Source organism: Achromobacter spanius (assembly GCF_029637605.1).
Classification (GTDB): Bacteria; Pseudomonadota; Gammaproteobacteria; order Burkholderiales; family Burkholderiaceae_B; genus Achromobacter; species Achromobacter spanius_E.
In genome coordinates this window covers 921,037-943,777 of sequence record NZ_CP121261.1, presented here as the reverse complement: position 1 = coordinate 943,777, position 22,741 = coordinate 921,037, and the positions used below count along the sequence as shown (strand labels likewise).

The following is a 22,741-nucleotide window of genomic DNA, read 5'->3' as shown; positions in this document are numbered from 1 at the left end:
AAAATCACTGCGTGGGCACCAGCGCCGGCCCGCAGGCCACAAACCTGCGGGCCGGCGCGCCCTTACCACTGGTAGCCTGCCCCGATCACCGCGCCGAAAGTGCCGCGCGTGTTGGTGGAACCGGACATCTTGTAGACCCACTTGCCATTGCCCGACACGGTCGACAAGCCCATCGCGAAGCCTTGCTGGCCGTCGTACGTACTGCCCGCGATCGAGAACATGCCCCGGCCCGGCAGATACGCTTGCGCCAGGCCCGCCACCGCCAGCGCCGTGGCCGTGCCGCCAGACGCGTCGCGCCGATAGCGATCCATGTCGTTGCGCAGGTTCTGGAACTTGCCGTCGGTGTAGGCGTTGGACTGCTGCACCGCGCCGCCCAGGCCCGCGTTGAGCTGCTGCACGTTGACGGCGTCGGTGTTCTCGACCCCGTCCGCCACATTGCTCAGCGTGACCGGCGCGCCGCCGTTGCCCAGCGTGACCCGGCTGTAATCCACCGTGTCGGTACCGGGTTTGGTGGCGTACTGCACCGAGCCCTGTTTGGCGGCGTTCAACTGCTGCACGTTGACCGCGTCCGTCTGCGCCGTGCCGGCCGCCACGTTGGTCACTTGCCGTTCCTTGCCAGCCGCGCCGACGGACACGACGTTCGCACGGCCGCCATCTGTACTGCCCGCGCCCAGCGCCACCGAGTTGTCGCCGCGCGACTCGGCTGCGTTACCCACGGCGGTGCTGTTGCTGGCCGACGCCACCGCGCCCGCGCCGCCTGCCGTGGCGTTGGTGCCGGTGGCCGTGGGCGCGGGTGTCGGGCTGGCCTGGTTGACCTGGAACATCCCGCTGCCGCCCTGGGTCAACCCGCTATTGACCGTGGCAATCTGCTGGTCCGTATACAGGTTGGCCTGCGCGACCGCCCCGTCCAACTGCCGCAGGTTCACGGCATCGGTGGCGTTTTGCGCATCGGCAACGTTACTGACGGTGCGTTCGGCGCCAGCGGCACCCAACGACACCGTGCCGGCGATGGTGTTGGACACGCCCGAGTACTTGCCGGTATAGGCCGGTGCGGCCCCCATGTCGGCAATGGCTCCGGCGCCCAGCGCCACGTCTCCCGCTTGCAAGGCCTGCGCGCCCGAGCCCAGCGCCATGGCGTTGGCGCTGGCGGCGCTGGCGGTCGCCCCCATTGCCACCGCACGATCACCCGCGGCGCTCGCCGAGGCGCCCAACGCCAGGGATTGCGAGCCGCTGGCCAGCGCCGACGTGCCCAGGGCAACCGCGGAATCCAACGCCGATCGCGCGGATGACCCGATGGCGATGCCGTTGATGGCGGTGCTGTCCACCTGCGCGGCCAGTCCCATGCCGATGCCCGCGTCACCGTTCACCACGGTTTCCGGGCCGACCGCGATTGCGTCCGTGCCCACTCCCAGCGAATCCACGCGGGAGCTGTTCGCATGGAAGTACTGGGTGCCCGTCACCGCGACCGATGCGATGGCGCCTTGCAACTGGCGCACCGTCACCGCGTCCTGTGCCTGCGTGCCATCGGCCACGTTGATGATCTGACGCTCCATGCCCGGCGCGCCCACCGAGAACGCCCCCGGCGCCACGGCGCGCTTGCCGGCGCGCACCACGGTGGCGCGATCAGAGACCGAGCCTTGCCCGATGGCGATGCCACCATCCACGGTAACGTGCGTGTCGGGGCCCAAGGCCACACTGCCCGCGCCGTCGGCCTGCGCGTTGTAGCCGATGGCAGTCGCGCCCTGCCCTCTGGCGTGCGCGTTGCCGGGTGTCATCCCGGTATCGTTGGTCCGCTCGTAACGCGAGCCCTGACCATTGACGACCGGGTCCAGCGTACCGGTATAGCCGTTCACCGTACTGGCCAACTGCGCCATCGCTTCGTTGGTGGCGAACAGCTGCGCACCGTTCACGGCATCCCAGCTGCTTGCGCTGAGCACGCCCGGCGCCACACTGGTGATGATGCTGGGGCCGCCGATGCTGCCGTGCGCGGCCGTGTACGCACCCACGCCGCCATTGGCCGTGGGATCCCACATCAGCGCGTCCGTCCCCACCTCGCCCAGGCGCGTGCTCACCTGCTGCAACTGGCGGACGTTGACGGCGTCCGTCAGGTCGCTGCCCGGCGCCAGGTTGGTCAGCTTGCGCAAACCACCGGCAGACCCCACCGACACTTCGCCGGCCGAGTTCACCGTGCCCGCCAAGCCGAAGGCGACATACGCCGTCTGCGCGCCAACCGAGGCCACCGAACCCTGGCCCAAGGCCACGTTGGAGCCGGTCAGCCCCGCCATGATCCTGGCACCCTGGCCCACCGCCGTGGAATCCGCCACGCCGTTATCGGTGGCTTGATTGCCCAACACCACAGACGCCGCGCCGCTGGCCGACGCGCCGAAACCACCCGCCGCGCTATTCGCACCCGCCGCCAGGGGCTGCGCGGTCGTCACGGTACTGTCCGCCACGAACGGCCCCGATTTGCCGCTGCTGATGTGGGATACCACCGTATCCAGCCCGACAATCGCCGTACCCAGGCTGGTGTACGTGTTGCCGTTCACGGTATAGGTGGGCCCGGACACCAGGCCCGTGGTCGGGTCGTACGCCGAGCCTCCGCCCAGGCCGGCAGCCACGCTGGCGCCCAGCAATGCCGCCGAACCCTGCAACTGCGCCACGTTCACGGCATCAGTCGCGCCGCTGCCAGCCGCCACGTTGGTGATCTTGCGCTCGGCCCCCGCCGTGCCCAGCGACACTTCACCCGCCGAGCTTTGCGTGGCGGACAGGCCGAAGGCAGCGTAGTTGCTTTGCGCGCCCAGCGTCGCGGTGGAACCCTGGCCCAACGCCACGCTTGAGCCCGTCAGGCCCGCCGTGATCGTGGCGCCCTGGCCCAGCACCGTGGAGTTGGCGACGCCGTTATCCGTGGCTTGATTGCCGACAGCGGTCGATGCCGCGCCCGTTGCCGAGGCCCCGAAACCACCGGCCGCGCTGTCCGCGCCCGACGCCAGCGCCTGCGTGGTGGTGACGCTGTTGTCCGAGACGAACGGTCCGCCCTTGCCGCTGGCAATCGAGCTGACCGCCGAATCCAGGCCACCGATGGCGCTGCCGAGGTTTGAGTAGGTGGTTCCCTGCACACCGTAGCTTGGTGCCGTAACCGTGCCGGTCGACGGATCAAATGCTGCTCCGCCACCCAGATTGGATGCCACGCTGGAACCCAAGGTGCCGAGGCCCGTTGTTGCGGCATTGGCGACGCCGGTCAATTGGGCGACATTCACCGCGTCGGTGGCTGCGCTGCCCGCGGCAAGATTCGTGATCTTGCGTTCGGCACCTGCCGATCCCAGCGACACTTCGCCGCTGGAGTTTTGAGTCGCGGACAGACCGAAAGCGGTGTAGCCGGTTTCGGAACCGACTGCCGCGACCGAGCCTTGCCCCAACGCTACGTTCGAACCGGTCAGGCCCGCCGTGATCGTTGCGCCTTGACCCAGTGCGGTGGAATTGGCAACGCCGTTGTCGCTTGCCTGGTTACCAATGACAGTCGACGCAGCACCCGTCGCCGACGCACCGAACCCGCCCGCCGACGCATCCGCGCCAGACGCAACGGCTTGCATTGTCGTCACGCTGTTGTCCGATACGGACGGGCCAGTCTTACCGGTGCTAAGGCCGGTCACCGCCGTATCCAGGCCGCCGATGGCGCTGCCCAGATTCGAATGGGTCGTGCCTTGCACACCGTAGCTTGGCGCAGTAACCGTGCCAGTCGCCGGATCGAACGCCGATCCGCCGCCCAGATTGGACGCCACGCTGATACCCAACGTGCTCAGCCCGGTTGTTGCGGCATTGGCAACACCCGCCAGTTGGCCGACGTTGACCGCATCGTTTGCGGCGCTGCCTGCGGCAAGATTCGTGATCTTGCGTTCGGCGCCCGCCGATCCCAGCGACACTTCGCCGCTGGAGTTTTGAGTCGCCGACAGACCGATTGCGGTGTAGCCGGTTTCGGAACCGACTGCCGCGACCGAGCCTTGACCCAACGCCACGTTAGAACCCGTCAGGCCCGCCGTGATCGTTGCGCCTTGGCCAAGCACCGTGGAGTTAGCGACACCGTTGTCAGTCGCTTGATTACCAATGACGGTCGACGCCGCCCCCGTCGCCGACGCACCGAAGCCGCCTGCCGACGCATCGGCGCCAGACGCAACGGCTTGCACCGTCGTCACGCTGTTGTCGGACACGAACGGACCGGACTTGCCGCTGCTGATGCTGGTGACCGCGGTATCCAGGCCGCCGATGGCGCTGCCGAGGTTCGAGTGGGTCGTTCCCTGCACACCGTACGTCGGCGCAGTGACCGTACCGGTCGCCGGATCGAACGCCGCTCCGCCGCCCAGATTGGTGGCCACGCTGGAACCCAACGTGCTCAGCCCCGTTGTTACGGCATTGGAAATACCCACCAGTTGGCCGACGTTGACCGCATCGGTTGCGGCGCTGCCTGCGGCAAGATTCGTGATCTTGCGTTCGGCGCCTGCCGATCCCAACGACACTTCGCCGCCGGAATTTTGTGCAGCCGCCAATCCGATTGCGGAGTAGCCGGTTTCAGAGCCGACTGCCGCGACCGAGCCTTGACCCAACGCCACGTTGGAACCGGGCAGGCCCGCCGTGATCGTTGCACCTTGGCCAAGCACCGTCGAATTTGCGACGCTGTTGTCAGTGGCTTGATTACCAACCACCGTCGACGCCGCACCCGTCGCCGACGCACCGAAGCCGCCTGCCGACGCATTCGCGCCGGACGCGATCGCCTGCGCGGCGGTTACGCCGTTATCGGACACAAACGGACCGGTGTCGCCGCTGCTGATGCTGCTTACCGCTGAGTCCAATCCGTTGATCGCGCCGCTGACGTTTGAATACGTCGCCCCTTGCACACCGTAGCTTGGTGCCGTGACCGCGCCAGTCGTGGGATCAAACGCCGATCCGCCGCCCAGATTGGACGCCACGCTGGAACCCAAAGTGCTCAGGCCAGTTGTTGCGGCAGCCGCGACACCCGTCAGTTGCCCAACATTGACCGCATCGGTCGCCGCGCTGCCGGCGGCAAGATTCGTGATCTTGCGTTCGGCGCCCGCCGCCCCCAGCGACACTTCGCCGCTGGAATTTTGCGCAGCCGCCAATCCGATTGCGGTGTAGCCGCTTTCAGTACCGACTGCCGCCACCGAGCCTTGACCCAACGCCACGTTGGAACCTGTCAGGCCCGCCGTGATCGTCGCGCCCTGACCGAGCACCGTCGAATCCGCAACGCCGTTATCCGATGCCTGGTTACCGACGACGGTCGACGCCGCACCCGTGGCCGACGCGCCGAAGCCGCCCGCCGACGCGTTGGCACCAGACGCAACAGCTTGTACCGCCGTCACGCCGCTATCGGACACGAACGGACCCGTGTCGCCGCTGCTGATGCTGCTTACCGCCGAGTCCAATCCGCTGATCGCGCCGCTGACGTTTGAATACGTCGCCCCTTGCACACCGTAGCTTGGTGCCGTGACCGCGCCAGTCGTGGGATCAAACGCCGATCCGCCGCCCAGGTTAGACGCCACGCTGGAACCCAGGGAGCTCAGGCCCGTGGTAGCCGCAGTAGCGACACCCGTCAGTTGGGCTACGTTGACCGCATCGGTGGCTGCGCTGCCGGCCGCAAGATTCGTGATCTTGCGTTCGGCGCCCGTTGATCCCAGCGACACTTCGCCGCTGGAATTTTGCGCAGCCGACAGCCCGATTGCGGTGTAGCCGGTTTCAGCGCCCACGACAGCGACCGAGCCTTGGCCCAGCGCCACGTTGGAACCGGTGAGGCCCGCCGTGATGGTTGCGCCTTGGCCAAGCACCGTCGAATCCGCAACGCCGTTGTCAGTGGCTTGATTGCCAACAACTGTCGACGCCGCGCCCGTGGCCGACGCCCCGAAGCCGCCCGCCGACGCATTGGCACCAGACGCAACGGCTTGTGCCGCCGTCACGCTGTTGTCCGATACGAACGGGCCGGTGTCGCCGCTGCTGATGCTGCTGACCGCCGAGTCCAATCCACTGATCGCTCCGGCGACGTTTGAATACGTCGCCCCTTGCACACCGTAGGCTGGCGCCGTCACCGTCTGGCCGACCGGATCGTACGTCGATCCGCCTCCCAGATTGGACGCCATGCTGGAACCCAGGGTCCCCAGGCCTGTCGTGGCGGCAGCGGAAACCCCCGTCAGTTGCGCCACGTTGACGGCATCGGTAGGCGCGCTGCCGGCCGCCACGTTGGTGATCTGGCGCCGCCCGGCGGCGGTGCCCACCGATACTTCGCCGATGGACGTCTGCGCGCCCGACAAGCCGAAGGCGGTGTAGCCGCCCTGCGCGCCCACCACGGCCGACGAGTCCTGCCCCAAGACCACGTTAGAACCCGTCACGCTGGCGTCCACGAACGCGCCCTGGCCCAATATGGTCGAGCCGGCCACGCCGTTGTCGTTCGCCTGATTGCCGTACACCGTGGAGCCCGGACCCGTGGCGATGGCGCCAAAGCCGCCTGCACTGGCGTTGGCGCCGGACGCCACTGCTTGCGCCATGGTGACGCTGTGATCCGATACAAAGGGCCCGGCATCGCCCGCCAACAGGCCGCTGATAGCGGAGTCCGCGCCACCAAATGCCGCGCCGACATCCGTGTACGCCATGCCTTGAATGGTGTAGCTGGGCGCGCTGATCGTTCCTGCCGCGCCGTCATAAACGGCCCCGCCGCCCAGGCCGGAGGCCATGGTGGTGCCCAGGTTGGACGCCGCCCCGCTCACCTGCCCCACGTTCGCGGCATCGGTCGGCGCGATGCCGGCCGCCACGTTCGTGATCTTGCGCCGGATGGCGGCCGAACCCACCGACACCTCGCCGCCCGAGTTCTGCGGCATGGTCAAACCAAATGCCGTGTAGCCCGTCTGCGACCCCGTGGCCGCCTCGGAGCCCTGGCCCAAAGCCACGTTGGACCCGGACATCCCTGTTGCAATGGATGCACCCTGCCCCAGTACGGTCGAGTTGGCGACGCCGTTGTCCCCGGCCTGATTGCCCACCACGGTGGACGCGGCACCCGTGGCCGACGCCCCAAAGCCGCCCGCGCTGGCGTTCGTGCCGGAAGCCACGGCCTGCGTCGTGGTGACGCTGTTGTCCGAGACGAACGGGCCCGACTCGCCTGCCACCAGATTGCTGATGGCCTGATCCGCGCTGCTCAGCGCCGCGCCCACATCGTCGTAGGCCGTGCCTTGAACGGTATACGATGGCGTGCTGATCGTGCCCGAGGCGCCGTCATAAGTTGAGCCGCCACCCAGGCCGGTGGCAATGCTGGCGCCCAGGTTGGACGCCGCGCCGCTCAATTGCCCCACGTTCACGGCATCGGTCGGCGCGCTGCCCGCCGCCACGTTGGTGATCTGGCGGCGGATGGCCCCCGATCCCACCGAGACTTCCCCGTTGGCGTTCTGCGGCGCAGACAGGCCGAATGCGGTGTAGCCCGTCTGAGCGCCCAGCGCCGCGCTTGAGCCCTGGCCCAACACCACATTGGACCCCGTAAGCCCCGCGACCACCGACGCGCCTTGTCCCACGATCGTGGAGTTGGCCACCGCGTTGTCGGTGGACTGGTTACCCAGCACCGTCGACGCCGCCCCCGTGGCCGACGAGCCAAAACCACCCGCCGCCGCGCTCGCGCCCGACGACACTGCCTGCACTGTCGTCACACTGTTGTCCGACACAAACGGGCCAATCTTGCCGGTCACCAGGTCGGTCACCGCCGTATCCAAACCGCCCAGCGCCGTGCCCACGTTGGTGAACGACGTGCCCTGCACGCTGTACGTGGGGGTGCCAATGGTGCCCGAGGCGGCGGTGTAGGTTGCGCCGCCGCCCAGGTTGGTGGCGACGCTGGTGCCCAGGTTGTTCATGCCCGAGTTCGCGGCGCTGGCCACCGCTGTCATCTGCCGCACCGTCACGGCGTCATTGGAATCCGAGCCGTCAGCCACGTTCTTGATCTGGCGCTTGGCGCTGGGCGTACCAACCGATATCGCGCCCGTCGCCATGTTGGCCGTGTTGTTGAACGCAACACCAGCGATGGGGCCCGCCGAGCTGGGTGACACGACACCGCTGGTCACCACGTTGGTTGCGCCTGCCGAGCCCGCGCCCAGCGCGACTGCGCCAGGCACGCCGGCGGTGGCGCCCGCCCCCAGCGCAACCGCATTGATGCCAGCGGTTTGCGCCGCGTCACCCAAGGCGATGGAGCCCCCGCCCGATGCCGCGGCCGCCCGGCCGATCGCCGTCGCATTCAGGCCCGCCGCGCTGGCGCTGCCGCCAATGGCGATGGCGTCCGTGCCCGTGGCCCCGGAGTTGGCGCGCGTGTTGCTGCCCACCCCCGTGACGGTGGAATTGGCGTTGAAGTAGTTCGTCGGGGTAGGCGAAATCGCCGCCACCTGCTGCGCCACCGCGAAAAGCTGCGAGCCGTTGACCGCGTCCGTGCTGTTCGAACTGAGCAAGCCGGTGGCCACGCGCTGGATGCGGCGTGCCGAGCCCGTGTCACCGACACTGACAACGCCGGTGGGCGTGCCCTGGCCGCCGCCGAAGTTATAGGTGTTGCCGTTGATGGTCGCGCTGCCATACGACGTCATGCCGGCCGTGCTAGTGGACAGCGCCGCCGTGGTCGTCGTATTGCTGCCCAGCGCCACCGAGTTCGCGATATTGGTATTGGCCAGATATCCCAACGCCACGGTACGGTCCACCGTGACGTTGCTGCCCGCCCCGCGACCCGCCGCCAGGTTGTCGTCCCCCGACACGCTCTGGCCTGCATCCTGGCCGATGGCGGTCGTGCCTTCGCCCGTCGCCAGCGTTCCGGCGTAGGCGCCGATCGCCGTGTTCTGGCCCCGGCTTCCCGTGGTGCCCGTGCCCGCCCCCACGCCGATGAAGGTGTCTTCCAGCCCTTCGGCAATGGCCCCCCGGCCGATCGCGACCGACGAGGTGCCCGACGCGATGGCGTTGGCCCCCATCGCCACCGAGTTCGATCCGGCGGCGGCACTCTGATAGCCCACCGTGACGCTGTTAGTGCCGCCGGTGACGCTTTGATAACCGATGGCGACCGCCTGTCCCGCCGTGGCGGCGGCCTGATAGCCCAACGCGATGGTGCTGCCCGATGTCGCCAATGAGCCCGAGCCGATGGCGATGGACGCCAGCCCGGATGCCGTGTTCAGGTCGCCGATGGCGACCGCGCCCTGTCCCGTCGCCGGGTTGGTGTTGCCGATGGAGACGGCGCCACGGCCGGCTGCATTCGACGAAAAGCCCGCCCCAAACGCCCCGTTGCCGCCGCTGGCCTGCGAGCCTGATCCCACGGCCACCGACCCGGGTGTTACCGCCGAGTTGTTATTGCCGACCGCCACGGCGCCCGTCGCCGTCGCGGTGTTGTCGGCGCCCACGGCAACCGCGCCGGTGCCGGTGGCGATGTTGGGGTCGCCGATAGCCACCGCGCCATCCCCCGTGGCGGTTTGTTGCCGTCCAATGGCCACGGCGCCGCCCGTTGCCGTGGCGGCGTTGGCAGCGGTGCCCGACGAACCGATCGCCACGTTCTGACCGGTGGCGTTGGATCTGGCCCCATCGCCCACCGCAATGCCGAACGCACCGATAGCGCGCGCATCGCGCCCAACCGCGATGCCAGACGTAGCCGCCGCCGTCACCGACGACTGCCCGCCTATCGCGACGGCGTTGATGGCCGCCGCCGACGCGCCGCTGGTGGTGTTGCCACCCAGCCCGACGGCGCCTGCGGCCGTGGCACGCGCGCCATTACCCGCGGCCAGCGAACTGCCACCGCTGGCCAGCGCGTTATTGCCCAAGGCCGTGTCGTTGATGGGTGCTCCCACCAAGGCGCCGGCAACGGCACTGGACCCAATGGCCAGCGAGTTCTGGTTCAGGGCCTGCGCATTGATACCCCCCGCAAACGCGGAGATTCCACGCGCTTCGGCGGAAGAGCCCACCGCTACCGCCCCTGTGGCCGTCGCTGTTGACGACACGCCGATAGACACCGCGTTGCCGGCGGACGTGCTGGACAATTGGCCCAAAGCAATAGAGCTGTTGCCGGCCGACGTTGAGTTCTGGCCCAGGGCCACGGAACTGGCCCCCAGTGCCGACGCGCCCGTGCCGAACGCCGACGAGCTGTTGCCCGACGCCGAAGCACCCTGGCCCACCGCCGTGGCGCTGGTGTTGGAAGCGGACGCCGATGCACCCATCGCCAGCGTGTTGTTGGCGCTTGCCGAGGCATTGGAGCCAAACGCGGTGGCGCCGATGCCGCTGGCCGTTGACGACGACCCCACGCCCGTGGCGTTGTTGCCGGTCACGACGGCATGCCGTCCCACCGCGACAGAGTTGGTGCCGGTGGCAACCGAGGTATCGCCAATCGCCACACTGACGTTCGTGGCCGTGGCGCCGAACCCACCGCCAATGGCAATGGAGTTTGCATCGACCGAGGCCGGCGTCAAACCGCCGGTGGTGATGGGGTTGATGATGATTCCCTGGATGGCGGTGCCTGCCCAGGCCGTGCCGCCCAATGCCGCGGCAAACATCAATGGTGCCGCAATGCCCCCGGCTCTGCGCAGTGCGGCTTGCCGGGCGCCTCGATTGGATTTTCCGCGGGTTTTCGTCAATTCAGACACAGCTACCCACGCACCGGTAATCCGGCTCCACACGAGGTTATAGATTTTATTCACGGCCACTCTCCATTGACGAATTTTGCAACCCGCAAGCAGTAACGCGACGCTGATTCCATTTAGTAAGAATCAGAGGACTTTTTCCCATCGAATTCAGACATTTCTGTCAGGAATCCTAGTGAATGCGATTATTCCGAAATGTGTTTTGTCGCAATCCCATGAAACCCAATATGAATATCATCTGATTAATCAGATAACTAAACTGAATTGCAGTGAAGCCCTCTGCGCGCCCATGGCAGAAAGAGCCCTTGCGCATGCAGGCGCAAGGGCTCGGAGATAATCGGGAGAGTGTTGTGGCGCAACGCTGGAAGGCCGGAAGGCGAAGCGATCGGCAGACATATTCCAGCACGGCGCAACGCGATACCGAAAAGGATTCGGCAAGCGATGCGCTTAAGATCTTATTTAGATGAAAAGTAAAAACCGAGGTTTTATTGTCGTACTAGTATCGGTTTTCGTCTTAAGTCTGATATTTCAACGACGTCATTATTAAATGACGCCACGGTCATTCGGCATAGAAGTAAAAGCCGTGTTTACCAAGCCGCATGCTTTTTCAGGCCAGCCCAAGCGCATCACACAGAAAATCAACCACGCGCGCGGGATCATTCAAGGGCAGACAAGGCAAGGCGGTGTCCACCGGCGCATCCGTCACCACCGCCAGAAAGCCGCCGTCTTCCGCGTGCAACGGCGGCTTGCCCAGCGCCGGGCGGTACACCTCGATGCGCGCAATCGCCGCATGCTTGAAGCCTTCCACCAGCACCAGGTCGGCGGGCGACAGCCGTGCCACCTGTTCTTCCAGCGTGGGCTCGGGCGCGCCGCGCAGTTCGTGCACGATGGCGTAGCGGAATGGCGAGGCCACCATCACTTCCTGCGCGCCCGCCAGCCGAAAGCGCGCGCTGTCCTTGCCCGGCGGCTCCATCTGAAAATCGTGGTGGCTGTGCTTGATGACATTCACGCGCAGGCCGCGCGCCGCGAGCAGCGGCAGCATGGCCTCGATCAGGCTTGTCTTGCCGCTGCCAGACCGGCCGGCGATACCAAAAACTAGGCTCATGCATGCTCCGATAGCTAGGGACATTCTGGGACAAAAGCGCATCGGGCAAACGCGCGTCCGACCGCGGCGAGTATGCCAGCAAAGACTCGGCGTTCTGGGCATTTGCCCGCTTTCGGGAGGCGGCTCCGGGGGCATCCAGGACAGGACTGCCATGCATTTGCGCTGGATCAAGCGTGGAGCTTGGTCGTCCGCCCAGGTCAGGTTTAATATGCATTCTCAATACATCTTAAAGTTATCATTAGAGCGATCAACGCCGCCATGCCTCCACTGCCAACCATCGCCCCATCCCCCCCGGCCCCACGCCGCCCTCGCCCGCAATGGCGCGCCTTCACTGAAATGGGATTCAGGCCGCTGTACCTGGCGGGCTGCTTCTGGGCGCTGGCGTCCGTATGGCTATGGGTGCACGCCCCCGCGCGCATCACCGGCGTGTTGGGCGGCGTGTTCTGGCATGCGCACGAAATGCTGTGGGGCTTTGTGGCCACCATTGCGGTGGGCTTTCTGCTGACTGCCGGCGCCAACTGGACCGGCAAGAATCCGCTGCGCGGCAACGCCTTGGCCATGCTTTGTCTGCTTTGGCTGGTGGCGCGCGTGGCGTATCTGGTGCCGGGCCAACCCGCGTTCTTGATCGCCGGCCTGGCGGACACGGGCTTTTTCGTGTGGGGCGCCGCCGCCTTGGCGCGCGTCGTCTGGCTGAGCCGCAACCGGCGCAATGCGGGCGTACCGGTACTGCTGCTGGGGCTGGCCGCCACCCATGCGCTGTATTTATGGGCTGCCGTTCAAGGCGATTACGTGGCGCTGATGCGTTACTTCAATGCGGGCCTGCTGTGCATGGCGGTGCTGACGCTCTTGATCGCCCGCCGCGTGCTGCCGTTTTTCGCGCAGCGCGCCGTGGTTGGCCTGAAGATTCCCGCGCACACGCGCAGCGGCCATTGGCAACTGGCAACCGGCCTGGCCGCGATCGCCTGCTTGCTGGCCGGCCAGCCGAGTTTGGCCGCAGCGGCGCTGGCGGCAACCGGGTTGATCGCGCTGGTGCAATGGGTGTCGTGGAAACCTTGGGCCGTGCGGCGCGTGCCGCTGCTGTGGGTGCTGTATGCGGGATATTTCGGCTTGGGCGTCGGCCTGCTGGTGGGTGCGGGGTATTTGGCTAGCCCTTTGGCTAATCCGCTGGACAGTCCCTGGATGGGAATCGCGATCCGGCCCGCCTGGCCCTCCCACGTCATCGGGGTAGCCGGCTTTTCGGTGCTGATCCTGGGCATGGTGACGCGCACCGCGCTGGGCCACCTGGGGCGGCCGTTGCGGACCGACCGCGCCATGGTCGCCAGTTTTGTGCTGATGACTCTGGCGGCGCTGCTGCGGCTGGCCGCCTTGTTGCCGACCGCCGCCTCCATCGGCTTGCTGCATGCCGCCACGCTCGCCTGGGTGCTGGCGCTGGGCTTGTACCTGTGGCGCTTCTTTCCGCTAATGATTCGCCCGCGCGCCGACGCCGCCAAGACGGCGGCGCCGGTCATCCGCGTGGAAGCAGCAGCGCGGACCGAGTCTTAGTGCGGGTCTTGGTTCGGGTAGTAGTCCCGCCCGTAGTCCCGGCTCCGGTCCCGGCTTTAGCCCCGTGCTTAGTCCCGACCTTCCCGGCGCTCAATCGCCGCGACTTCGCGGCGCATCGCCTTGAGCCAGGACTTGAGCGATCCCTCATCGGCAAACTGCATCACTTCGTGCTCGAGTTCGCCGATGTATTCCTGGATGTCTTCAATGTCGGCGTCCAACTCTTCCAGCACCGTCTCTGGGTCGAACGACGCGAAGGGGTCCAGGTCGTAGCGCAGCTTGAAACCCTCTTCCGCATAGCTGGCCTGATGCAGCACTTCGTCCAGTTGGGCTTGCAGCGTGGCGTTCGCGGCGGGCAGACCGCTATCGGCCACCTCGCCTACCGGCGCCAGGTCGGGCGTACCTTGCTGGCGGCGCGCCTGTTCTTCGTCCTGCATCGCCTGCCAGGCCGCCGCGTTCGGGGTGGTGTTACGCAGCGCGGCGCGGGCCAGCGCCAGCAGTTCTTCGGCCTCGTCGTCCTCGAATTGGTCTTGAATGATGCGCAGCAGTTGGGTGGGCGTGAACGTGGACAGATCGGTGTCCGGGTCCAGCTCCAGCGCCTCGATCAGTTCGGACTTGGCGTCTTCGGTTTCTTCAGCGGCGGCCTCGTCGTAGTCGGCGCCGTTGTGCTTCTTGTATAGCGTCTTCAGGCGCTCGGCATCGCAACCGGCCGGCAGCTCGCCCTTGGCGTCCAGCAGCAGCAGTTCCGCCGAAAACTCGGTGATCAGTTCCGACACGAATTCGCGTTCGGCCTTGGACAAGCCCATGTTCTTGTGCGCGTGGTCAAAGCACAGCACCAGCTTCATGCGCAGTTCGTGCAGCTTTTTCTCAAGCGGCGCCAGGCCTTCGGTGTACTTGCGTTGGTACTCGTCTTCCACCTCATGCCACTGCTGCAGGCTGGCCTGTTCCGTCTCAAGCCGGGCTTGTAGACGCTCGAATAACTGACGCGGGGTTTCTAGAGAATGCTCGCCCATGACCTGCTCCTTGCTAACCGGCTGATGAAAGTAGCCGCCACTCTAAACCATACGCGCAAACCCCTCTTGAAATTCGAAGTCAATAACGCTAATCATTATTATTAATATAGAATCACCGCTGTCCGCAACGCCCCAAACTTGGCAGCCCCCGATGTCCCTGCCCCCCTTTGCGGGCCCTGCCCCCTCACGCAAACGATTGATCCTGACCGCCGCCGCCCTGTTGCTGGCCGTGCTGGTCGGCATCGGTTATTGGCTGGCGGGCGACAAGGGCCCCAGCACTCCGCCACCGCCCCAGTACGGGCAGCTTCCCGTCGCCGTGGCCGTGGCGACCGCGCGCGTCGGTCCACTGCAACGCGACCTGCATGCCTTGGGCACCATCACGCCGCTGTCCCAGGTGGTGCTGCGCAGCCAGGTCGACGGCGAGCTGATGCGCGTGCATTACACCGAGGGCCAGGCCGTGGTGCGCGGCCAGTTGCTGGCCGAGATTGACGCCCGCCCTTATCAGACCGCGCTGGCGTCGGCCGAGGGTGAACTGGCACGCACCCAGGCGCTGCTGGACAACGCCCAGGCCGACCTGCAACGCTACCGCAAGCTGGCGCGCCAGGAATCGGTGGCGGGGCAGCAACTGGACACCGCCGAAGCCCAGGTGCGCGCCTACACCGCGCAACGCGAACTGAACCGCGCGCGGGTCGCCGACGCCAAGCGGCTGCTTGGGCTGACGCGCATCGTTGCGCCGCAGGATGGCCGCATCGGCTTGCGCCGGGTGGATGCCGGCAACCACGTGCGCGCCGATGACGCCAATGGCTTGACCACGCTGGTGCAGACCACGCCCATCTCGGCCCTTTTCAGCATTTCGGAAACGCGGCTGGACGTGCTGCGCCAGGCGCAAGCCAAGACCGCCGTATTGCGCGTGCAAGCCTGGGACGCCGACGACCGCCGCATCCTGGCCGAAGGCACGCTGGAAGCGCTGGACAACCGCATCCAGACCGGCAGCGGCACCGTGCGCTTGCGCGCCCGCTTCGACAATGCCGATGAATCCCTGTTTCCCAATCAGTTCGTGAACATCCGCCTGGCCGTGGTGCAGCAGGACAACGTCGTGACCATCCCGTCGGCCGCCGTGCAGTACGGGTCGGAAGGCGCGTTTGTCTTTGTCATCGGCGACGACGCCCGCGCCACCCGCCGCGTGCTGCAACTGGGTCCGGCCAACGCCGGCCAGATCGTGGTGGAAGCGGGCCTGGCCCCGGCCGAGCGCGTTGTCGTCGAAGGCGTGGACCGCCTGCATGACGGCCGCAACGTCCAGATCGTAGAACCCCTGACTTGAACCGCGCATGAGCCTGTCACGCCCCTTCATCCTGCGTCCGGTGGCGACGTCCTTCCTGATGATCGCCCTGCTGCTGTCGGGCATCCTGGCCTGGCGCATGCTGCCCGTGGCCGCGCTGCCGCAGGTGGACTACCCCATCATTCAGGTCACCACGCAGTATCCCGGGGCCAGTCCCACCGTGACGGCGCGCGCGGTCACGGCGCCGCTAGAGCGCCGCTTTGGGCAGATACCGGGCTTGAAGCAGATGTCGTCCACCAGCGGCAGCGGCATCTCGGTGATCACCTTGCAGTTCTCACTGGATGTCTCGCTGGGCGTGGCCGAGCAGGAAGTGCAGGCGGCCATCAGCGCCAGCGGCTCGCTGCTGCCCTCCGACCTGCCCACGCCGCCCGTGTACCGCAAGGTCAACCCCGCCGACGTGCCCATCCTGACGCTGGCGGTGACCTCTGATTCGCTGCCCCTGCCCACCGTGTACGACCTGGTCGACACCCGCATGACGCAGCGCCTGTCGCAGTTGTCTGGCGTGGGCATGGTGAGCCTGGCCGGCGGCCAACGGCCCGCCGTGCGCGTGCAGGTCAACCCGATGGCGCTGGCCGCGCGCGGGCTGCAACTGTCCGACGTGCAGGACGCCATCGCCAAGGCGAACTCGAACCAGCCCAAGGGCAGCTTCGACGGCCCGGTGCGCTCGGTCATCATGGACGCAAACGACCAACTGCAAAGCGCCGACGAATACCGTGAACTGATCGTGGCCTGGAAGAACGGGGCACCGGTGCGGCTGGGCCAGGTCGCCACCATTGAAGACGGCGCCGAAGACCGCTACCTGGCGGCCTGGGTCGACAAGCAGCCGGCCGTGCTGGTCAACATCCAGCGCCAGCCGGGCGCCAACGTGATCGCAGTGGCGGACCAGGTAAAAGCCTTGCTGCCCCAGTTGACCGCCAGCCTGCCGGCCGCCGCGCAGGTCCGCATCCTGACCGACCGCACCGAAAGCATCCGCGCGTCGGTGCGCGGCGTGCAGTGGGAGCTGGTGTTCGCCGTGGGGCTGGTGGTGCTGGTCACCTTCCTGTTCCTGCGCAATCTGCCCGCCACGCTGATCCCCAGCCTGGCCGTGCCGCTGTCCTTGATCGGCACCTTCGGCTTCATGCACCTGGCGGGTTTTTCCACCAACAACCTGACCTTGATGGCGCTGACCATCGGCGCGGGCTTCGTGGTGGACGACGCCATCGTCATGCTGGAGAACATTGCGCGGTATCGCGAACAGGGGCACAGCCCGATGGCCGCCGCGCTGAAAGGTGCCGGGCAGATCGGCTTCACTTTGGTGTCGCTGACCTTGTCCTTGATTGCCGTACTGATCCCGCTGCTGTTCATGGAAGACGTGGTGGGCCGCTTGTTCCGCGAATTCGCCATCACGCTGGCGGTGGCCATCCTGATATCGCTGGCGGTGTCGCTGACGCTGACGCCAATGATGTGCGCGCGCCTGTTGCCCGCGCATGTGGCATCTGGCAAACCCGGCTTTCTGGACCGCGTCCAGGCGCGTTACGCCGGTTGGCTGGACGTGACGCTGCGCCACCAGCGCCTGACGCTGCTGGTTATGGTCGGCACCGTGGTGCTGACGGGTCTCTTGTACCTGGCCGTGCCCAAGGGATTCTTCCCGGTGCAGGACGGCGGCGTGCTGCAAGGCGTGACGCAATCCGCGCAAAGCACCTCGTTCGAGGCCATGTCGCGCCGCCAGCAAGCCGTGGCGGAAAGCCTGCTGGCCGACCCGGACGTGCAAAGCCTGTCGTCCTTCATCGGCATCGACGCCATGAACACCACGCTGAACACGGGTCGTTTGCTGATCAACCTGAAGCCCTGGAGCGAGCGCAGCGCGCCCTTGGCGGACGTGATGGCACGGCTGGATGAGCGCGCCCGCCAGGTTCACGGCATCTCGCTGTTCTTGCAACCGGTGCAGGAACTGAACATTGAAGACCGCGTCAGCCGTGGCCAGTACCAATTCACCCTGACCTCGCCCGACAGCGCGCTGCTGGCGCAATGGAGCCAGGCGCTGATGCAGCGGCTGGCCGAATCGCCCGCCTTGGCCGAGGTCTCGTCCGACCTGCAAGGCAATGGCCGCCAAGCCTATCTGCAAGTGTCGCGCGACACGGCGGCGCGGCTGGGCGTGACGATGGACGACGTGGTGCAGGCGCTGTACAACGCCTTCGGCCAACGCCAGGTGGCCACGCTGTTCACGCAGTCCAACCAATACCGCGTGGTGCTGGAAGTGGACCGCAAGCTGGCGCTCAGCCCCGAGGCGCTGGAACGCATCCATCTGCAAACCGAAGACGGCCAGGCGATTCCGCTGTCGGCCCTGGCCACGGTCAGCGAACGCGCCGTGCCGCTGGCCATCAACCACCTGTCGCAGTTTCCGGCGGTGAACCTGTCGTTCAACCTGCCACCCGGTGGGTCCTTGGGCGAAGCCATCGCCGCCATCGACGCCGCCAAGGCCGACATCGCCATGCCGCCCAGCGTGGAGCTGCGCCTGCAAGGCGCGGCGTCGGCGTTCCAGGCCTCGCTGTCCAACACGCTGTGGCTGATGCTGGCGGCGGTGGTCACGATGTATCTGGTGCTGGGCATGCTGTATGAAAGCGCCATCCACCCGGTCACCATTCTGTCGACGCTGCCGTCGGCCACCGTCGGCGCATTGCTGGCGCTGTTGATCACGGGACGGCCGCTGGACCTGATTGCCGTCATCGGCATCATCCTGCTGATCGGGCTGGTGAAGAAGAACGGCATCATGATGGTGGACTTCGCGCTGGAAGCCGAGCGCTCGCGCGGCCTGGCGCCGCAAGACGCCATCCGCGAAGCCGCGCTGCTGCGCCTGCGGCCCATCTTGATGACGACCTTGGCCGCGCTGTTCGGCGCGCTGCCGCTGATGCTGGCCACGGGCTCGGGCGCCGAGCTGCGCCAGCCTTTGGGCTGGGTCATGGTGGGCGGGCTGCTGGTCAGCCAGGTGCTGACGCTCTTCACTACGCCCGCCGTTTATCTGTTCTTTCACCGGCTGGGCCAGCGGCGCGGCGGCGTGGCTAACACGCCGGCAAAGGCTGACGGGCCGCAGCCATGATACGCGCGCTGCTGCATCGCCCCATCGCCTGCATCTTCCTGGCGTTGGCGCTGACCTTGCTGGGCGCGGTGGCGTGGCGCCTGCTGCCCGTTGCCCCCTTGCCGCAGGTGGATTTCCCCACGATTGAAGTGCGCGCCGAACTCCCCGGCGCAAGCCCGGAAAGCATGGCCAGCACCGTGGCCGCGCCGCTCGAGCGCGCCTTGGGCAGCATCGCCGGCGTCAGCGCAATGACCTCGTCCAGCAACCAGGGCGCCACCCGCGTGCAGTTGCAGTTTGAGCTGGACCGCGACATCAACGAAGCCGCCCGCGACGTTCAAGCCGCCATCAATGCGTCGCGCGGCGATCTGCCCGCGGGCATGCCGCGGAACCCCAGCTACCGCAAGGTCAACCCGTCACAAGCGCCCATCATGGCGCTGGCGCTCAGTTCGGCCACGCGCCCCGCCGGCCAGCTTTACGACCTGGGGTCGACGGTGCTGGCGCAAAAGCTGTCGCAGATCAATGGTGTGGGCGAAGTCACAATGGGTGGCAGCTCGTTGCCCGCCGTGCGCGTGCAGGTCAACCCCAACGCCCTGGCGCACTACGGCGTGGCGCTGGACGATGTACGCAACGCCATCGCCGATGCCGCGCCCATGCGCCCGCTGGGCCAATTGGATTCGGCTGGCCAGCGCTGGGAAGTGGGCACGCCCGAACAGCCGCGCACCGCACCGGAATACGGCAGCCTGATCGTGCGCCACGAAGACGGCGCGGTGATCCGCCTGTCGCAAGTGGCGCGCGTCAGCGATTCCGTCGAAAACCGCTACAGCAGCGGTTTTCATAACCAGAATCCCGCCGTGGTGCTGACCATCAGCCGCCAGACCGGCGCGAACATCATTGAAACCATCGGCGCCATCAACGACGCCCTGCCCGGCCTGCGCGCGCTGATGCCCGCCGACGTGGACCTGACCGTGGCGCTGGACCGCTCGCCCGGCATCAACGCCACCTTGCGCGAAGCCCACATCACGCTGGCGTTGGCCACCGCGCTGGTCATCCTGGTGGTCTGGCTGTTCCTGGGCAACGCACGCGCGGCGGCCATCCCCAGCGTGGCGATTCCGGTGTGCCTGATCGCCACCTTCGCCGTCATGCATGCCTGGGGGTTTTCGCTGAACAACCTGTCGCTGATGGCGCTGATCGTGGCGGCCGGGCTGGTGGTGGACGACGCCATCGTCGTGCTGGAGAACATCTCACGCCACCTCGAACGCGGCCTGTCGCCCACCAAGGCGGCGCTGCGCGGCGTGCGCGAAGTGGGCTTCACGCTGGTGGCCATGACGGTGGCGCTAAGCGTCGTCTTCGTGTCCATCCTGTTCATGGGCGGGTTGGTGGAACGCCTGTTCCGCGAGTTCTCCATCACGCTGGTCGCGGCCACGGTGATATCGCTGGTGGTTTCGGTGGCCATCATCCCGGCCTTGTGCGCGCGCTGGTTGAAGCCGGCCGCCCATCCCAATCCCACCGACCCCACCGCCGCCCCGCCACGCCCTTCCCGCATGCAGGCCGCCTTTGCGCGCGTGCATGACTGGTACGGCAGATCACTGGCCCGCGTGCTGGGCCATGCGCGCCTGACGCTGGCGCTGCTGGCGGCCGTGGTTGGCCTGAACGTGTTTCTGTATATCGACGCGCCCAAGGGCTTTCTGCCGGTGCAAGACACCGGCCAACTGATGGGCTTCGTGCGCGGCGATGACGGCTTTTCGTTCCAGGTCATGCAACCCAAGATCGACCAGTACCGCCAACTGGTGTTGAAGCACCCCGCCGTGCAGGACGTCATCGGCTACAACGGCGGCAACCTTGGCATCAGCAATTCGCTGTTCCTGATCCGGCTCAAGCCCGTGGCCGAGCGCGGCGTCTCGTCCACCGAGGTCATCAACTGGCTGCGCACCAACGCCCCCGCCGTGCCGGGCGGCATGTTCTTCCTGAATGTCGATCAAGACTTGCGCATGCCCGGCGGCTTCGGCAATTCCGGCGACCACGAATTGGCCATCATGGCCAGCGACGTACCCACGCTGCGGCAATGGTCGCGCAAGATCTCCAAGGCCATGCAGGAGATCCCCGAACTGCGCGACGTGGATGCCGAAGGCGACGGCGCCACTCAGCAAGTCGTGATCAACATCGACCGCAGCGCCGCGCAACGGCTGGGCGTGGACATGAACACGATCAGCAGCGTCTTGAGCAATTCGTTCAGCCAGCGGCAGGTGGCGACGATGTACGACGCCATGAACCAGTACCGCGTGGTGCTGGAGCTGGACCCGCGCTACACCGAAGACCCCGAAGTGCTGGAACAGGTGCAGGTGGTGGCGGCCGACGGCACGCGCATTCCGCTGACCGCGTTCGCTACTTATGAAAACGGCCTGGTCAACGACCGCGTCTTCCACGACGGCCTGTTCGCCGCCGTGGGCGTGGGCTTTTCGCTGGCGCCCGGCGTGTCGCTGGAACAGGGCCTGGCCGCCATCGACGCCACGCTGGCCAGCCTGATGGTGCCGTCCACCATCCAGACGCGCCTGGGTGGCGATGCCCGCAACTTCCAGCAAAGCCTGCAAGACCAGCCCTGGCTGATCCTGGCCGTGCTGATCGCCATCTACCTGGTGCTGGGCATTCTGTACGAAAGCCCCCTGCACCCGCTGACCATCCTGTCGACCTTGCCATCCGCGGGCGTGGGCGCGCTGCTGGCCTTGCGCATTGCCAACATTGAATTCACGCTGATCGCGCTGCTGGGCCTGTTCCTGCTGGTGGGCATCGTGATGAAGAACGCCATCCTGATGATCGACTTCGCCCTCAGCCTGGAACGCCGCGAAGGCCTCACCCCCGAACAAGCCATCCACCGCGCCGCCATGCTGCGCCTGCGCCCCATCGTCATGACCAACCTGGCCGGCCTGCTGGGCGCCTTGCCCCTGGTGCTGGGCATGGGCGAAGGCTCCGAACTGCGCCGCCCCCTGGGCATCGCCATCGTGGGCGGCTTGATGATCAGCCAGTTCTTGACGCTGTATACGACGCCGATTGTTTATTTGGCGTTGGAAAGGCTGCGGTTGAAGGTGGGGGGTGTGGGGCGCGCTACTCCGGCCACCTCGGTGCAGCCGTCAAACGATCAGCCATGAACGCCAAAAACTCCCGCGCCAGCAGCGGAAGGGTTCTGCCCTGCAAGGTCAGCACCTGGATGCTTCGTTGCCGCATTTCCGGATTGCTGAACGGCACCGCCGCAAGCTCGCCTTCGCCGCCCAGTTGACCCATCAGCGTCAGGTAGCCGGACAAGGCGACGATCTGGCTGCCCGGCAGCATGGGCAGGAAGGCGGCAGAATGGTTCGACACGTAGGCGGGTTCGATGTGCAGGCCGGCGTTGGCGCAGGCAGCGTCGAACAGTTGCCGCACGGTCGTGCCCTGATCGCCCAGAGACAGCGGAAAATTCACCAGATCTCGCATGCTGACGCTGCGGCGGCTGGCAAGCGGGTGATGGCGGCACATCACCGCGTAGACGGGTGCGCGGGTCAGCAGTTCTGTTTTCAGGCGGTCGTCCTGCGCCGTGGTGTAGCGCAGGGCAATTTGCGACAGGCCTTCCAGGATGTGGCGGCTGACCTCTTCCGGGCGTTCCACGTGTAGATGGAACCGCGCCTCGGGCCGCATGCGCTTGAACTCGGCCATGCTAAGCGGCAGGAAGTGATGCGCGAAGCCTTCGGTGCACGCCAGCCGGATCGTGACGTCGCCCACGTGGCTGCGCTGGCGGATTTCGGTGGTGACGCGCTCGGCCTCCAAGGCCGCCGCATTGGCGTAAGCGGCCAGTTGGCGTCCGGCTTCGCTTAGCTCCATGCCGCGCGCCTGGCGCTCGAACAGCGCAATGCCCAGTTCGTCTTCCAACTTGGCGATCTGGCGGCTGATGGCGGAAGCGGCCACGTGCTGCGCGGTCGCCGCGCCGGCAATCGAGCCGCAGCGCGCGACCTCAAGAAAATACCGCAGGCCCAATGAAATCATGCTGCCTCCCCCTTCATGTTGGCGCTCAATCATGCTGTTTCT

8 protein-coding genes and 1 pseudogene are annotated in these 22,741 nt (G+C 66.7%); 4 read left to right on the top strand and 5 right to left on the bottom strand.

Features of this window, described 5'->3' with window-relative positions:
- Positions 1-62: 62 nt before the first annotated feature.
- The 3 genes and pseudogenes from P8T11_RS04180 to mobB form a co-directional block, all read right to left on the bottom strand.
- Positions 63-10,550, bottom strand: a complete 10,488-nt coding sequence (locus P8T11_RS04180; RefSeq protein WP_268078130.1) for a hypothetical protein — start codon at positions 10,548-10,550, stop codon at positions 63-65.
- A 15-nt stretch (positions 10,551-10,565) separates the two neighbouring features.
- Positions 10,566-10,694: pseudogene (locus P8T11_RS29205) on the bottom strand (ESPR domain-containing protein); the annotation flags it as partial.
- A gap of 550 nt (positions 10,695-11,244) precedes the next feature.
- Positions 11,245-11,742 (bottom strand): molybdopterin-guanine dinucleotide biosynthesis protein B, encoded by a 498-nt coding sequence (gene mobB / locus P8T11_RS04175; RefSeq protein WP_268078131.1) that lies wholly within the window; start codon positions 11,740-11,742, stop codon positions 11,245-11,247.
- A 258-nt stretch (positions 11,743-12,000) separates the two neighbouring features.
- Between mobB and P8T11_RS04170 the strand changes: the two genes are divergently transcribed.
- On the top strand, positions 12,001-13,284 hold the full coding sequence (locus P8T11_RS04170; protein ID WP_268078132.1) for an NnrS family protein: 1,284 nt from the start codon (positions 12,001-12,003) through the stop codon (positions 13,282-13,284).
- Positions 13,285-13,352: 68 nt separating this feature from the next.
- Here the strand turns inward: P8T11_RS04170 and P8T11_RS04165 are convergent, their stop codons facing one another.
- Entirely contained in the window at positions 13,353-14,294 is a 942-nt protein-coding gene (locus P8T11_RS04165) for a molecular chaperone DnaJ (protein ID WP_268078134.1), read from the bottom strand.
- A gap of 151 nt (positions 14,295-14,445) precedes the next feature.
- Here P8T11_RS04165 and P8T11_RS04160 point away from each other — a divergent pair, with 151 nt between their 5' ends.
- From P8T11_RS04160 to P8T11_RS04150, 3 genes are read left to right on the top strand one after another with little or no spacing between them, the layout of a single operon-like run.
- The gene (locus P8T11_RS04160) at positions 14,446-15,615 is read left to right on the top strand and encodes an efflux RND transporter periplasmic adaptor subunit (protein ID WP_268078135.1); all 1,170 of its coding nucleotides are present in this window, start codon (positions 14,446-14,448) and stop codon (positions 15,613-15,615) included.
- A 7-nt stretch (positions 15,616-15,622) separates the two neighbouring features.
- Positions 15,623-18,709, top strand: a complete 3,087-nt coding sequence (locus P8T11_RS04155; RefSeq protein WP_268078136.1) for a multidrug efflux RND transporter permease subunit — start codon at positions 15,623-15,625, stop codon at positions 18,707-18,709.
- Positions 18,706-21,831: an efflux RND transporter permease subunit gene (locus P8T11_RS04150; RefSeq protein ID WP_268078137.1), complete on the top strand. Its 3,126-nt coding sequence runs from the start codon at positions 18,706-18,708 to the stop codon at positions 21,829-21,831. The genes P8T11_RS04155 and P8T11_RS04150 overlap by 4 nt, the downstream gene beginning before the upstream one ends.
- Here the strand turns inward: P8T11_RS04150 and P8T11_RS04145 are convergent.
- Entirely contained in the window at positions 21,788-22,699 is a 912-nt protein-coding gene (locus P8T11_RS04145) for a LysR family transcriptional regulator (RefSeq protein WP_268082452.1), read from the bottom strand. The two genes, P8T11_RS04150 and P8T11_RS04145, sit on opposite strands and share 44 nt — an antisense overlap.
- Positions 22,700-22,741 lie beyond the last annotated feature (42 nt).